This window comes from Oxalicibacterium sp. (assembly GCF_057353965.1).
This window is the reverse complement of the sequence record NZ_JBMQZD010000004.1, coordinates 277,329-292,471: the sequence shown is the minus strand read 5'-3', so window position 1 is coordinate 292,471 and position 15,143 is coordinate 277,329. Positions and strand designations below refer to the sequence as shown.

Here is a 15,143-nt window from a genome sequence, read left to right as displayed (position 1 = left end):
ATCGCGGCAAATTCCTGCCGCGATTTTTCTGTCATTTCTAGACTATCGGAGCCGTGGAACAGGTTGCACAGGACATTACTTGATAATCGTCAGGACGTCGCCGTTTGACGTCTTGAACCGGTTCGGATCGATGGGATCCTGTTCAAGATATTCCGCATCGTCGGTGACATAGCATTCGCTTCCGGGCCGAAAATCCGTCGGCATCAACTTGATGACCGTACAGAGCGCGCCGGTGGTCTGGTTTCGAAATTCGCCGACGATGAAGGTGCTCGACATAATGAAGAAAGCAATCGCTGTGGAGGAGACGCGATTACATAGCAGCGCATACATTGTCACAATCCCATGAATATGGCGATTGCTTGCAGAAACCGGCGAATGCATGCCTGACAGAAATGACAAAACGAAAAGGGGCTGGAAGATTTCTCTTCCAGCCCCTTGATTGTCTTTATGGTCGGAGTACTAGGATTCGAACCTAGGACCCTCTGCTCCCAAAGCAGATGCGCTACCGGGCTGCGCTACACTCCGAACAAGAACGAAATTCTACCTCATTTTGGCGCTTGCGGCAATGCACAAGTTTTTTATCTTGTCGCCTTCAGGCCGCGGCAGGTTCCAGCGTGGAAGCAATCCGTTTTGCCATTTTTTCGGCAACATGCGCATCTCTCGCCTCCACCATTACCCGGATCAGGGGCTCCGTTCCTGATGCACGGATCAGCACGCGTCCTGATTCGCCCAATTCCTGCTCAACTGCCTCTTTCTCGGCAAGCAGTGCCGGATTCTTTTTCCAGTCAAAACCCGGGGTGACGCGCACATTGATCAGCGTCTGCGGGAACATAGCGATATCTGCAGTCAACTGAGCCAGGCTCTTGCCGCTACGTTTCAACGCAGACAGTATCTGCAGCGCGGAAATGATGCCATCGCCTGTCGTATGCTTGTCCAGGCAAAGCATGTGCCCCGATCCTTCGCCACCCAGCAGCCAGCCACGCTCCTGCAATGCCTCCAGCACATAACGATCGCCGACATTGGCGCGGACGAAGTCGACCCCCATTTTCCTGAAAGCGACTTCCAGCGCCATATTGGTCATCAACGTGCCGACCGCACCATCGACCGCATGCACGTTCATGCGGTCCCGCACCATGATGTAGAGCAATTCGTCGCCGTTATAGATGCGTCCGTCGGCATCGACAACCAGCAGGCGATCCGCATCACCATCCAGCGCAATGCCGAGATCGGCACGATGCGCGCGTACGGCTTCCGATAGCGCGGCAGGCGCCGTCGCACCGACCTTGTCGTTGATGTTGAACCCGTTCGGCTGATTGCCGATGGCGACCACTTCCGCGCCCAGTTCGTGGAACACGTCCGGCGCGATATGGTAAGCCGCGCCATGCGCGCAATCGACCACCATCTTCAGGCCGCGCAGGTCGAGCTCATTCGGGAAGGTGCTTTTACAGAATTCAATATAGCGGCCGCGCGCGTCGTCCAGGCGCTTTGCCCTGCCCAGCTTCTCCGAAGCTACGCACTGCATGGGCGTATCGAGTGCTGCCTCGATTTCCAGTTCGACCGCGTCCGGCAACTTGTTGCCTGAGGCGGAGAAGAATTTGATGCCGTTGTCTTCATAGGGATTGTGCGAAGCGGAGATCACGACGCCAGCCGCCAGACGCAAGGCACGCGTCAGATAAGCGATGGCAGGTGTCGGCATGGGGCCGGCCAGCATCACATCGACGCCGGCTGCGGCGAATCCCGCTTCCAGCGCCGCCTCCAGCATGTAGCCCGAAATACGCGTGTCCTTGCCGATCAGCACAACCGGCCGGCTGCCGGCGGATTCCGCTTTTGCCAGCACGCTGCCGGCCGCATAACCGAGTCGCATCACGAAATCCGGAGTGATCGGTGCGCTTCCCACGCGTCCACGTACGCCATCGGTGCCGAAATATTTACGTGTCATTTCCGCTCTCTTCTTTTCGTTTTTCTTTATCAGGCCAAAGCCTGCCAAACCTTCAACGCATCTACGGTTTCCGCCACATCGTGCACGCGCACGATACGCGCACCGTGCATGACTGCCGCCAGTGCGCCCGCGAGACTGCCGGCCATCCGCTGTTCGACGGGTCTGCCGGTCAATGCGCCTATCATCGATTTGCGCGACAAACCGGCCAGCAGCGGGAAACCCAGATCATCCTGCAAAGTACCGATATTCTTCAGCAGCATTGCATTGTGTTCAAGCGTCTTGCCGAAACCCAAGCCGGGATCGATGCACAGTCGCTGCGGTGCAATGCCGGACTGCTGCATCAGACTCGTCCGGTCGGCCAAAAATTCCCTGACTTCTGCGCAGACGTCGGCATATTCCGGATGCAGCTGCATCGTCTGCGGCTCGCCCTGCATATGCATCACGCACAGCGCGCAATCTGCATCCCGCACCGCCTGCAGTGCGCCTTCGGCCCGGAAACCGTTGATGTCGTTGATCATGTCGGCACCAGCGGCAATCGCCTCGCGCATCACTTCCGGCTTGTAGGTGTCGATGGACAATGCCTTGCCGCAATCGCGCAACGCGAAAATCAGCGGCATCACGCGATCCAGTTCCTGCTGCAACGATACGGGTGCTGCGCCCGGCCTGCTGGATTCGCCGCCGATATCGATGATGTCGACGCCGGCCGCGATCATTTCTTCCGCATGCGACAGCGAAGCATCCAGCGTCGCATAGCGGCCGCCATCGGAAAACGAATCCGGCGTGACATTCAACACGCCCATGACCAGCGGCCTGGCCGCCGCATCGACAGGAAAGCGGTAACGGCCGCATTGCAGATGAGAGAAAAGCATTCGGGATATGAAATACGGAGGCAAACACCGGTACAAACAAAAGGGGGCGAGGATCACTCCTCACCCCGTATTTGGATGCCGCTCAGCAATGCTTCACGACAAACGCCATCGGATCAGCCAATCAGGCAGGTGCCGTCGCCGGCTCCACACCATCGGACGGATTGTCCGGCGTCGTGTTCTTGGTCGGCTGACCGGCTTTCGGCGGACGCGGATCGCGGCCTTCCATGATGTCGTTGATCTGGTCGGAATCGATGGTTTCCCAGTCGAGCAGCGCCTTGGCCATTACTTCGACCTTGTCGCGATTGTCTTCCAGCAGTTTGCGCGCCAGCGTGTATTGCGTATCCAGGATGGTACGGATTTCCTGGTCTACCTTCTGCTGGGTTGCTTCCGATACCGTCTTCGACGACATGCGGCCGAAGTAGGCATCCTGCTCCGTATCTTCGTAGACCATTGTGCCCAAGGTCTCCGACATGCCGTAACGAGTCACCATTGCGCGTGCCAGTTTCGTTGCACGCTCGAAGTCGTTCGATGCGCCGGTGGACATCTGGTGCATGAAGATCTCCTCGGCAATACGGCCGCCGAACAGGATGGAGATTTCTTCCAGCATCTTGTCCTTGTACATGTTTACGCGATCATGCTCCGGCAATTGCCAGGTCAGGCCCAGCGCAAAGCCGCGCGGCATGATCGTGACCTTGTGCACAGGATCGGCCTTCGGTAGCAGCTTGGCGACAACCGCGTGGCCCGATTCATGGTACGCGGTGTTGCGGCGCTCTTCTTCGCGCATGACAGCGGACTTGCGCTCCGGACCCATGATGATCTTGTCCTTGGCATCTTCGAAGTCCTGCATCTCGACCAGACGCTTGTTGCGACGTGCGGCGAACAATGCAGCCTCGTTGACGAGGTTGGCCAGATCGGCACCAGAGAAGCCCGGCGTGCCGCGTGCCAGAATGCCAGCCTGCACGTCGGACGCAATCGGCACCTTGCGCATGTGAACATTCAAGATTTGCTCGCGGCCACGGATGTCCGGCAGGCCGACGATGACCTGACGGTCGAAACGGCCCGGACGCAGCAGCGCCTTGTCCAGCACGTCGGCACGGTTGGTTGCGGCGATCACGATGACACCGGAATTCGGCTCGAAACCGTCCATCTCGACCAGCATCTGGTTCAGGGTCTGCTCACGCTCGTCGTTACCACCGCCCATACCGGCACCGCGATGACGGCCGACCGCATCGATCTCGTCGATGAAGATGATGCAAGGCGAATGCTTCTTCGCATTCTCGAACATGTCACGCACGCGGGATGCGCCAACGCCGACGAACATCTCGACGAAATCCGAACCCGAGATCGTGAAGAAAGGTACCTTGGCTTCGCCTGCGATCGCACGCGCCAGCAAGGTTTTACCGGTACCCGGAGGGCCAACCATCAGCACGCCGCGCGGAATACGGCCACCCAGCTTCTGGAAGCGCGACGGATCGCGCAGGAATTCAACCAGCTCGCCGACTTCTTCCTTGGCTTCGTCGCAGCCGGCGACGTCAGCGAAGGTCACGGCATTCTGCGTTTCATCCAGCATGCGCGCCTTGGACTTGCCGAACGAGAACGCCCCGCCCTTGCCACCGCCCTGCATCTGTCGCATGAAGAAAACCCAGACGCCGATCAGTAACAGCATCGGGAACCAGGAAATGAATATCTGCGACAGGAAGGATTGTTCTTCCGGCTGCTTGACGTCGAACTTGACGCCGTTGTTGATCAGGTCGCCGATCAGGCCGCGATCCAGATAGGTGATGGCAGACTTGATCTTCTTGCCGTCGGTCGTAGTCGCGACGATGACGCGGTCTTCGATCGTGGCTTCGCGAATGCGCTTGGCTTTGACTTCATCGAGGAAATCGGAATACGGAATCGGTGTCGCTGCGCCGGCTGCCGTACGGCCGTCGAACTGCTTGAACACCGTGAAAAGGACCATGCCGATGACCACCCAGATGGCGGCCTTGGAAAACATGTTGTTCACTAGGACTCCTCGACGCCAGACGCGCCTTTTACTTGGAAATGTAGATCGATTCTACTCGTAAACACCGGGACGTGCAGTATCCGGTATGGGGACAATTCACCCTGAAACAAGGCTGCAAATGTTGTCAAAGCGGATTTTTCAGCGTTTTCCCGAGCAAAAACACTTCCGACGACTTGTCGCGGCTGGCTTTGGGCTTTTTCTGCGTGACGGTTTTGAATTCCTGACGGAATTTTTCCACCAGATAATTGTATCCGGAGCCGTTGAAACACTTAACCAGCAGCGAGCCGGACGGCTTCATGTGATGCTGCGCGAAATCCACCGCCAGATCGATAATATCCTGCACGCGGGCCGCATCAGCTACGGCAATGCCGGACAAATTGGGCGCCATATCCGATAGCACCAGATCAACTTTCTGGCCTTGCAACACCTCTTCCAGCTGCTCCAGGACATCCTGTTCGCGAAAGTCGCCGAGAATGAAATGCACATCGGCGATCGGCTCCATCGGCAGCATGTCCAGCCCGATGATCGTGCCGTTGATGCCGCCGCCAGCCGCACCGGCCAGCTTGTTGCGCGCGTACTGCGACCAGCTTCCCGGCGTACAGCCCAGATCGACGATGATCTGCCCGGGCTTAATCAGCTTTTCGTCCTCGTCGATTTCCTTCAGCTTGTAGACGGCGCGCGCGCGATAGCCTTCCTTCTGAGCCAGTTTCACGTACGGGTCATTGATGTGGTCGTGCAGCCAGCTTTTGTTTAATTTCTTCTTTGCCATTCGCGTAGAATACCGGTTTATTACTTGGGCGAGGATGCAATCCGCCGTCCCGCGCCCTCTACCACTTCATTCGGTTCATCATGTTGAAAATCACTTCTGCCGAGCGCAGCGCCCTGCGCGCCCAGGCTCATCCGCTCAACCCCGTCGTCATCATCGGGGAAGCCGGCCTGACGCCCGGCGTACTCAAGGAAATCGACACCAGTCTCGATTCCCACGGACTGATCAAGATTCGCGTGTTCGGCGACGATCGCGAGGCGCGCCTGGCAGTCTACGAGACCATCTGCAGCAAACTCGGCGCCGCACCGATCCAGCACATCGGTAAATTGCTCGTCGTCTATCGCCCGCAGAAAGAAGCCGTCAAGACACGTAGCGATTCACGCGGCAAAGGCCTGCGCGAAGTCACCATCGTCAAGGCCAGCGCGAGCGGCACCAAGCGTCCGTCGGTTACCAAGGTCATGGTCAAGGGAAATGAGCGCGTTACCCAGGGCGGCAACATCAAGCGCGCCAAGGCGCGCCAGAGAAGCACGAAGAAATCGGCACTCGGCAGTTAAGCCGGCGGGCTCAGCGCATTAACGCATTCTGAGGACCAGCAACGCTCCCAGGATGCTCTGCACAATGTAAAAACCGGTGGAAACGCCATGCAGGATGCCGAACTGCTTTTTCGCCTCGGCTACCTGTCCAGCGTCCACCGTCACATGCAGAACCAGACGCAGTTCCGCCATCTGCGGCTGCAGGGCGAAATAGCCGATCAATACGCAAGCCACCATGCCGAGAATCAGCCAGAGTGCACTCCGTGCATTCGCGGCGTCCATGTTCTTGCGCAACACCAGCAGCAATACGGCACAAACGATCGACAGCCATGCCGTCACGCGGAACAGGCTGCCGGCGATCGTTCCCGCCAAGGCCTTGTCCGCCAATGTCGCGAACAATGTCGGCGCGACGATGAATCCCACCGTCCACAATGCACCGACCCAAAGTACGGCAATCAGCAAGCGGCAACGCGTCAGCATGATCAGATATAACGTACTTTCAGCACTTCGTATTCGCGCAAGCCGGCCGGCGCCTCGACAGCCACGACATCGCCTTCGTACTTGCCGATCATCGCGCGCGCGATCGGCGACGTGACAGATACCTTGTTTTCCTTCAGGTCTGCCTCATCGATGCCGACGATCTGATATGTGACCGTCTCGCCCGACTCCAAATCTTCAAGATCCACCGTCGACGCGAAAACGATACGGCCATCGGCCTCCAGCGTTTTCGGATCAATGATCTGCGACGAACCCAGCTTGCCTTCAATGTCCGCGATGCGGCCTTCGATGAAGCTCTGGCGTTCCTTGGCGGCATCGTATTCGGCGTTTTCCGACAGGTCGCCCTGCGCACGCGCTTCCGAGATGGCGTTGATGACAGCCGGACGATCCTTGGTTTTCAGACGCTGCAATTCTTCCTTCAGAAGATTCGCACCGTGCAACGTTATGGGAGTGCTCATAATTTTCGATCCATAAGTGGAAAACCACAGAGGCCGCAGATAACATCGGGATATCCGATGCCCTCTGTGACCTCTGTGGTTACGGTTTGACTTTGGGCCTAGTGTAAAGTTTTATGCAGGCCTTGTAAATCGTAGACGTGCAACTCGTCCAAGTGGGCCATGCCTTCCACTGCGGCCTCCGCGCCGGCGATCGTCGTGTATGTCGTCACGCGAGCAGCCAGCGCCGAAGTGCGGATCGTACGCGAATCGGCAATTGCGCTACGTTTTTCCTCGACCGTATTGATGACCAACGCAATTTCATTGTTCTTGATCATGTCGACGATGTGCGGACGACCTTCAGCCACTTTGTTGACCGATTGCACCTCGACACCTGCAGCTGCGATCTCGGCGGCCGTACCCTTGGTCGCCACGACCGAGAAACCGATGTCGACTAGATCCTTGGCAATCTGCACGGCGCGCGGCTTGTCGCTGTTCTTCACACTGAGGAACACCTTGCCTTCGCGCGGCAGCTTGATGCTTGCGCCCAGCTGCGACTTGACGAAGGCTTCGCCGAAGGTCTTGCCGACGCCCATCACTTCACCGGTCGATTTCATTTCCGGACCGAGGATGGTATCGACGCCCGGGAACTTCACGAACGGGAACACGGCTTCCTTGACACTGAAGTATTCCGGCACGACTTCATCGGTAATCTTCTGGCTGTCCAGCGACTGGCCCACCATGCAGCGTGCAGCGATCTTCGCCAGTTGCAGACCGGTCGCCTTCGAAACGTACGGCACGGTACGCGAGGCGCGCGGATTGACTTCCAGCACGTAGACGATGTCCTGCACCTTGCCATCGACTTCCTGCTGCTGGATCGCGAACTGCACGTTCATCAGACCAATCACGTTCAGGCCTTTCGCCATCAGCGAAGTCTGACGCTTCAGTTCGGCGATCGTTTCCTGCGACAGCGAGTACGGCGGCAGCGAACATGCCGAGTCGCCAGAGTGCACGCCGGCCTGTTCGATGTGTTCCATCACACCACCAATGAAAGTACGCTTGCCGTCGGACAGGCAGTCGACGTCCACTTCGATCGCATCGTTCAGGAAGCGATCCAGCAGCACCGGCGAATCGTTCGAAACTTTCACCGCTTCGCGCATATAGCGTTCCAGATCGCGCTGCTCGTGCACGATTTCCATCGCACGGCCGCCCAGCACGTAAGAAGGACGGACCACCAGCGGATAACCGATTTCCTGCGCCAGCGCCAATGCATCCTCTTCCGTACGCGCAGTACGATTCGGTGGCTGACGCAGCTTCAGTTCATGCAGCATCTTCTGGAAACGCTCGCGGTCTTCCGCAGCGTCGATCATGTCCGGCGAAGTACCGACGATAGGCACGCCATTGGCTTCCAGATCCAGCGCCAGTTTCAGCGGCGTCTGGCCGCCGTACTGCACGATCACGCCGTGCGGTTTTTCCTTGTCGACGATTTCCAGTACGTCTTCCAGCGTCAGCGGCTCGAAATACAGACGATCCGACGTGTCGTAGTCGGTCGAAACCGTTTCCGGGTTGCAGTTGACCATGATGGTTTCATAGCCGTCTTCGCGCATCGCCAGCGCAGCATGCACGCAGCAATAGTCGAATTCGATGCCCTGGCCGATACGGTTCGGACCGCCGCCCAGCACCATGATCTTCTTCTTGCCGGTCGGATTCGATTCGCACTCTTCGTCGTAGGTCGAATACATGTAGGCGGTGTTCGTCGCAAACTCGCCGGCACAGGTATCGACGCGTTTGTAGACCGGACGGATGTTCAGCGCACGGCGTTTTTCGCGCACTTCCTTGTCGGTCGTCTTCAACAGCTTGGCCAGACGACGATCGGCAAAGCCTTTCTGCTTCAGGCGGAACAGCGTATCGCGATCGAGTGCGGATAACGATTGCGTTTCCAGCCACAGTTCGATATCGACGATTTCCTTGATCTGTGCGAGGAACCACGGATCGATATGGGTCAGTCCGTACACTTCCTCCAGCGTAAAACCCTGCGCGAAGGCATCGCCGACGTACCAGATGCGCTCCGGTCCTGGTTCGCCCAGTTCTTCCTCGATGGTTTCACGGTCGGTGGTCTTTTCGTTCATGCCGTCGACGCCGACTTCCAGACCGCGCAGCGCTTTCTGGAACGATTCCTGGAAGGTACGGCCGATCGCCATCACCTCGCCTACAGATTTCATCTGCGTGGTCAGATGGCTGTCTGCCTGCGGGAATTTCTCGAACGCGAAGCGCGGGATCTTCGTCACGACATAGTCGATGCTCGGCTCGAACGACGCCGGTGTCGCGCCGCCAGTGATCTCGTTGCGCAATTCGTCCAGCGTGAAGCCGACTGCCAGCTTGGCCGCGATCTTCGCGATCGGGAAACCGGTCGCCTTCGATGCCAGCGCAGACGAACGCGACACGCGCGGGTTCATCTCGATGACGATCATGCGACCGTCCTTCGGATTGATCGAAAACTGCACGTTCGAGCCGCCGGTATCGACGCCGATCTCGCGCAGCACCGCGATCGATGCATTACGCATGATCTGGTATTCCTTGTCCGTCAGCGTCTGTGCCGGCGCGACGGTGATCGAGTCGCCGGTGTGCACGCCCATCGGATCGAGGTTCTCGATCGAGCAGACGATGATGCAGTTGTCGGCGCGGTCGCGCACGACTTCCATCTCGAATTCCTTCCAGCCGATCAGCGATTCCTCGATCAGCAGTTCGGACGTCGGCGAGGCTTCCAGGCCGCGCTTGCAGATCGCTTCGAATTCTTCCGCGTTGTAGGCGATGCCGCCGCCTGTGCCGCCCATCGTGAACGATGGACGAATGATGACCGGGAAGCCGATTTCCTTCTGCACTTCCCACGATTCTTCCATCGTGTGCGACACGCCGGAACGTGCCGAACCGAGGCCGATCTTGGTCATCGCCTGCTTGAACTTGGAACGGTCTTCCGCCTTGTCGATGGCTTCCGGCGATGCGCCGATCAGTTCGCACTTGTATTTGTCGAGCACGCCGTTGCGCCACAGATCGAGCGCGCAGTTCAGCGCGGTCTGACCGCCCATCGTCGGCAGGATCGCATCGGGGCGTTCCTTGTCGATGATGCGTTCGACTGCCTGCCAGGTGATCGGCTCGATGTAGGTAACGTCGGCCATTTCCGGATCGGTCATGATCGTGGCCGGATTGCTGTTGACCAGAATGACTTTGTAGCCTTCCTCGCGCAATGCCTTGCAGGCTTGTGCACCGGAATAGTCGAATTCGCACGCTTGGCCGATCACGATCGGACCGGCGCCGATGATCAGGATGCTTTTAATGTCGCTGCGTTTAGGCATTTTTATTTTTCTCCATCATCGCCACAAAGCGATCAAACAAGGGGGCGATGTCATGCGGGCCGGGCGATGCTTCCGGATGCCCCTGGAAGCAGAATGCCGGTTTATCGGTACGCTCGAAACCCTGCAGCGAACCGTCGAACAGCGACACGTGCGTAACGCGGCAGCTGGCTGGCAGCGTGGCAGCATCGACGGCGAAGCCGTGGTTCTGCGACGTGATCAACACCTGCTTGCTGTCGAGATCCTGCACCGGGTGGTTGGCACCGTGGTGACCGAATTTCATCTTGAGTGTTTTTGCGCCGGAAGCCAGCGCCATGATCTGGTGACCAAGGCAGATGCCGAAGGTCGGAATGCCGCGCTCGATCAGTTCCTTCGTCGCCGCGATCGCGTAATCACACGGCTCCGGATCGCCAGGCCCATTGGACAGGAAGATGCCATCCGGATTCAGCGCCAGCGCGTCGGCAGCAGAAGCCTGTGCCGACAGCACGGTAACCTTGCAGCCACGCTGCGCCAGCATGCGCAGGATGTTGAACTTGACGCCGTAATCGAAGGCGACCACATGGTATTTCGGCGCAGTCTGCTCGCCATAGCCCTGACCGAGTTGCCATTCGGTTTGCGTCCAGACGTAGGGTTCCTTCACCGACACGACCTTCGCCAGATCGAGGCCGGCCAGCCCGCCGAACGATTTCGCAAGTTCCAGCGCCTTTTCCGGCGTGGCATCGGCACCCGCCAGAATCGCACCGTTCTGTGCGCCCTTCTCGCGCAGGATGCGCGTCAGTTTGCGCGTATCGATGCCGGCAATGCCGACGACGTTTTCGGACTTCAGGTAATCGGACAGCGTCTGCGTGGAACGGAAATTCGAGGTCAGGATCGGCAGATCCTTGATGATCAGACCGGCAGCGTGAATCCTTTTCGATTCGACGTCTTCGGCATTGACGCCGGTATTGCCGATATGCGGATAGGTCAGGGTGACGATTTGACTGTTGTAGCTGGGGTCGGTGAGGATTTCCTGATAACCGGTCATCGACGTGTTAAAGACGACTTCGCCGATGGTATGGCCGGAAGCGCCAATCGAAAAACCTTTGAAAATCGACCCGTCTGCCAGTGCCAGGATGGCGGGGACCGTTTGGTCGGAAAAGAATGGCGGCAAGGGGTAACTCCTGATGTAGTTACCGCCGCTGCGCTGCGCCAGAACGACCGTCGAAACACCCGCGTACTTTGCGCGCGTTGCGCCCGAGCCGGAGGGCTCGCAAAGGCGTCGTACAGGTCCTGTTGAGACGATGGGAAGTGGGTATGCGCTACGGCGGAAGAAAATTAGCTAAACCGCCGAATTATAGCGCAAGACGCCCTCGTCTGGCAACTTGAAACGGTGCCGCGAGAGCGTCTGGAAAGGCGTCGAATAACGGCCTGCGTCAGCCGCCGATCGCGACGATACCGGCCTTGGCAATCTGCACGTCTTCGATCGATTTCACGCCCGACACGCCGACCGCGCCCAGGCACTGGCCGTTGATGATGATCGGCACGCCGCCTTCCAGCATGCCTTCGAGTTCCGGCGCCGTGATGAACGAGAAACGGCCGTTGTTGATGATGTCTTCATAGACCTTCGATTCGCGGCGGCCCAGCGCGGCAGTCTTTGCCTTGGCCGGTGCGATATGCGACGAAATCGGCGCGGCGCCGTCCATGCGCTGCAGCCACAGCATATGGCCGCCGTCATCCACGATGGCGATCGTGACGCACCATTTGTGCAAGTTCGCTTCGGTCTCCGCTGCTGCCGCAATTTTCTTCACGTCTTCGAGCGTCAGTATCTGTTTGGTTTGCATGGTGCCTCCTATCAAATGAAGATCGCATTGTACGACAGCGATTCCGACTCAGGAACGCTGCTGCTTCAGTAGAAGATCGACCAGCGGCTGCAGTTCGGCCGACACCTTGTCGATGTGCGCCAGCACTTGTGCCTCCCTGCCTTCCTTGATCCAGCGCAACAGCGTCGCCAGATCGATGGACAGTTCCGCCGCCACATCGACCGACTGCCGCGCATCCGGCAGCAAATCCGGCGGCCGCTGGCCCTGACTCAGCAGCATTTCTTCCTGCGAGCCGATCACGCCGGTGATACCGTTCTGCAAGCCGAGCAAGGCGCGGCGATTCGCCACGTCGCGCATGTCGGCCAGCGAACCATCCGTCATCATTTTCTCGTGCGGGTATTCGGTAATCGAGACGACACCGCAGCTTGCGATCAACGCTGCCCCACCGGTATTGCCCAGATCGGCGTGGACAATTGCGCGACATACGCGTTCGGCGAAATTCCGCGCCGAATCGAAATGAATGCTGCCGGTAGCGATCGTGAATGCGATATCACCGGTACGCGCCACGCAATCGGTCTGCCGCACCGTGCGATGCAGTAATTGCCCGACTGCTTCGACGATATCGGTCGGTGGCACAACCGGTATGTTGCCATCGCTCTGCCGTACACCGATGCAGGCATTCAGGATCACGAAATTCCGGTTCTGCCGCACTGCGCTGGCGCGCATTCCTTCGGCCTGCTCTTCCCATGCCTGCGGCGTCGGCAACACGATACGTTCTGCATCGTGCTGCATCAGCGCTTCCAGGCCTCGCTCGAATTCACTCTGCGTGCTAACCAGCTTGGACAGGATTTCGAGTTGCGACAGCAGTTGCGCCGTGCCGATGCCCTTCGTGATCAGGTCTGTCGCGCCTGCCGCCTTGGCGCGCTCACGCTCGGCCTGTTCGTCGCTTCCCGATACCACCACCACCGGCATAGTCCGGATCCGGCCGATCCGCGACGAACGGATACGCTGCAGCAGGCCATAGCCATCCAGTTTCGGCATCGTCAGATCCGAAATGACGACACGGATGCTCGGATCGATCAGCAGCGTTTCCCAGGCCTGCTCGCCGTCCAGCGCCTCGCGAAACTCGAACATTCCTTCGATCTGCTTGATCAGCGCCGCACGCACGATACGCGAATCGTCGGCAATCAAAATACGGGGTTTCAGGGAAAGATCGCGGGATGAATCAGGGCGCATGCAGTTACCTTTTCAATATCACCCAAGCATACCGCCGGCGAATAAATTTTGACAGCACTTCGAGTTTCCCTTACATTCGTTCGGTCTCAATACAGGGAAATACCTTTGATGACAATTTTTCAACACACTCCCAGCCTCGGTCGACTGACGCGCGCCGCGATGTTTGCGGCTGCCCTGACGGCGGCCGGCTCGGCATGGAGTAGCGATATTTCCCTGGCATTTCCCCCTTCCGACAAACCCGTCTCCCGCCTGCACCAACTGACCGATCGCGCCTCCGAACTGGCAATGCGCGCAATGGGAATGCTGGGCATCGACTACAAGTACGGTGGCAACACGCCCGAAACCGGACTCGATTGCAGCGGCCTGGTGCATCTGATCTTCAAGGAAGCATGGGGCAAGGATGTGCCGAGAACGGCCAAGGAATTGAGCCAGACCGGCGAGCACGTCGAGAAAGCAGATCTGCAGCCCGGCGACTTGGTTTTCTACAATACGCTGAAGCGCCGCTTCTCCCACGTCGGCATCTATCTGGGCGACCACAAATTCATCCACGCGCCTTCCACTGGCGGCAAAGTGCGCATCGAAAGCATGGACGTCGGCTACTGGAAGAAACGCTTCAACGGTGCGCGACGCATCAGCGCCCCCGGGGTGTCGCAAGCTTCCATAAAATAAAAAAACCGCACCGAAGTGCGGTTTTTTATTGCAGCGCCGTCTGTTTCACCATTGCCGGTTTCACCTGAATAGCGTCCAGCTTGCGCCGGATTTCCGGCATCGCCGCCATCGTTGCCTGCTCTCCCGCCAGAATCGCGCGATTGCGTCCCGTGAAGTCGTTGCCTTTCATGCTGCCCAAGGCTGGCTGAATGACCACATCCGCGCCCGGCAGCTCGAAACGGTTGATGCTTTGCCCCATGATGGCGAACGTCTGCAACAGCACGTCGAACGAACTGGAAGCCGCCTGCACTTCCGGCTGCACCGAGATGTTGACTGCGATGATGAAATCCGCCCCCATGTCGCGCGCGAAATGTACCGGGACCGGCGCTGCTAGCCCGCCGTCCACATACAGATGGCGGCCGATCTTCACCGGCTGGAACACGCCCGGCACGGCGGATGATGCGCGCACGGCAATACCGGTATTGCCACGCTGGAACAGAATGGGTTCGCCGCTGTTGAGATCCGTGGCGACGGCGGCGAACGAAATCTTCATCCTTTCGATCGGCAGGTTGCCGACCGCCCTGTTGACGTAATTCTGCAAGGCGTCGCCCTTCAGCACGCCGCTGGAGGTGGAAAAGAACGGCACGGACCAGTCGGAAATCGCCGCCTCGTCCATCTGCATCGCCATCTTCTGCAATGCGAAGCCATTATTGCCAGCCGCATAAAGCGCACCGACCACACTGCCTGCGCTGGTGCCGACCACCATGTCCGGCACGATGCCTTGCGATTCCAATACCTTGATCACGCCGATATGCGCAAACCCGCGTGCAGCGCCGCCGCCCAGCACCAGGGCGATTTTCGGCTTTACCGGGGCAACGGCTTCAGGTTGCGCCGCCGGCGACTCGGGCGCAGATTCCGGCCGCGGCCGGGAAAGAAAGGAACAACCTGCCAGCGTCATTACGAGCGCAACAGCGGCGATACGATGGATACAAGCTGTCAACATCATGGCGTCATTCTGGACAAAGAACGGAAGGGTACACTTTTTCCAGCGACGGGGCTGCCGCGG

General features: G+C 58.6%; 14 protein-coding genes and 1 tRNA gene. 2 read left to right on the top strand and 13 right to left on the bottom strand.

Going from position 1 to position 15,143, the window contains the following annotated elements:
• Positions 1–75: 75 nt before the first annotated feature.
• The 6 genes from ACO1VH_RS07785 to ACO1VH_RS07760 all read right to left on the bottom strand — a co-directional run bounded on the left by ACO1VH_RS07785 (position 76) and on the right by ACO1VH_RS07760 (position 5,582).
• Positions 76–330, bottom strand: coding sequence for a hypothetical protein (locus tag ACO1VH_RS07785; RefSeq protein WP_486243933.1), 255 nt, complete (start codon positions 328–330; stop codon positions 76–78).
• 118 nt (positions 331–448) lie between these two features.
• A tRNA-Pro gene (locus ACO1VH_RS07780) sits at positions 449–525 on the bottom strand.
• Between the two features lie 67 nt (positions 526–592).
• Positions 593–1,939 (bottom strand): phosphoglucosamine mutase, encoded by a 1,347-nt coding sequence (glmM, locus tag ACO1VH_RS07775; RefSeq protein ID WP_486243932.1) that lies wholly within the window; start codon positions 1,937–1,939, stop codon positions 593–595.
• 29 nt (positions 1,940–1,968) lie between these two features.
• Complete coding sequence (gene folP, locus ACO1VH_RS07770; protein ID WP_486243931.1) at positions 1,969–2,808, bottom strand: dihydropteroate synthase; 840 nt, start codon at positions 2,806–2,808, stop codon at positions 1,969–1,971.
• A 121-nt stretch (positions 2,809–2,929) separates the two neighbouring features.
• A complete protein-coding gene (gene ftsH / locus ACO1VH_RS07765; protein WP_188420510.1) occupies positions 2,930–4,813 on the bottom strand; it encodes an ATP-dependent zinc metalloprotease FtsH in 1,884 nt (627 codons plus the stop codon).
• A gap of 124 nt (positions 4,814–4,937) precedes the next feature.
• Complete coding sequence (locus ACO1VH_RS07760; RefSeq protein WP_486243930.1) at positions 4,938–5,582, bottom strand: RlmE family RNA methyltransferase; 645 nt, start codon at positions 5,580–5,582, stop codon at positions 4,938–4,940.
• A gap of 80 nt (positions 5,583–5,662) precedes the next feature.
• Between ACO1VH_RS07760 and ACO1VH_RS07755 the strand changes: the two genes are divergently transcribed.
• Complete coding sequence (locus ACO1VH_RS07755) at positions 5,663–6,133, top strand: YhbY family RNA-binding protein (protein WP_486243929.1); 471 nt, start codon at positions 5,663–5,665, stop codon at positions 6,131–6,133.
• 18 nt (positions 6,134–6,151) lie between these two features.
• Here ACO1VH_RS07755 and ACO1VH_RS07750 read toward each other — a convergent pair whose 3' ends face one another.
• From ACO1VH_RS07750 to ACO1VH_RS07725, 6 genes are all read right to left on the bottom strand, one after another.
• A complete protein-coding gene (locus ACO1VH_RS07750; RefSeq protein ID WP_486243928.1) occupies positions 6,152–6,592 on the bottom strand; it encodes a DUF4149 domain-containing protein in 441 nt (146 codons plus the stop codon).
• Positions 6,593–6,594: 2 nt separating this feature from the next.
• Positions 6,595–7,068, bottom strand: a complete 474-nt coding sequence (greA, locus tag ACO1VH_RS07745) for a transcription elongation factor GreA (RefSeq protein WP_486243927.1) — start codon at positions 7,066–7,068, stop codon at positions 6,595–6,597.
• A gap of 98 nt (positions 7,069–7,166) precedes the next feature.
• Entirely contained in the window at positions 7,167–10,397 is a 3,231-nt protein-coding gene (gene carB, locus ACO1VH_RS07740; protein ID WP_486243926.1) for a carbamoyl-phosphate synthase large subunit, read from the bottom strand.
• Positions 10,390–11,544: a glutamine-hydrolyzing carbamoyl-phosphate synthase small subunit gene (gene carA / locus ACO1VH_RS07735; RefSeq protein ID WP_486243925.1), complete on the bottom strand. Its 1,155-nt coding sequence runs from the start codon at positions 11,542–11,544 to the stop codon at positions 10,390–10,392. The genes carB and carA overlap by 8 nt, the downstream gene beginning before the upstream one ends.
• A gap of 262 nt (positions 11,545–11,806) precedes the next feature.
• Positions 11,807–12,214, bottom strand: coding sequence for a GlcG/HbpS family heme-binding protein (locus tag ACO1VH_RS07730; RefSeq protein ID WP_486243924.1), 408 nt, complete (start codon positions 12,212–12,214; stop codon positions 11,807–11,809).
• Positions 12,215–12,262: 48 nt separating this feature from the next.
• Entirely contained in the window at positions 12,263–13,429 is a 1,167-nt protein-coding gene (locus tag ACO1VH_RS07725) for a response regulator (RefSeq protein WP_486243923.1), read from the bottom strand.
• Between the two features lie 108 nt (positions 13,430–13,537).
• On the opposite strand from ACO1VH_RS07725, the gene ACO1VH_RS07720 reads away from it, so the two are divergent.
• The gene (locus ACO1VH_RS07720; RefSeq protein WP_486243922.1) at positions 13,538–14,098 is read left to right on the top strand and encodes a C40 family peptidase; all 561 of its coding nucleotides are present in this window, start codon (positions 13,538–13,540) and stop codon (positions 14,096–14,098) included.
• A gap of 25 nt (positions 14,099–14,123) precedes the next feature.
• Here ACO1VH_RS07720 and ACO1VH_RS07715 read toward each other — a convergent pair whose 3' ends face one another.
• A complete protein-coding gene (locus ACO1VH_RS07715) occupies positions 14,124–15,080 on the bottom strand; it encodes a patatin-like phospholipase family protein (protein ID WP_486244230.1) in 957 nt (318 codons plus the stop codon).
• Positions 15,081–15,143: the final 63 nt, after the last annotated feature.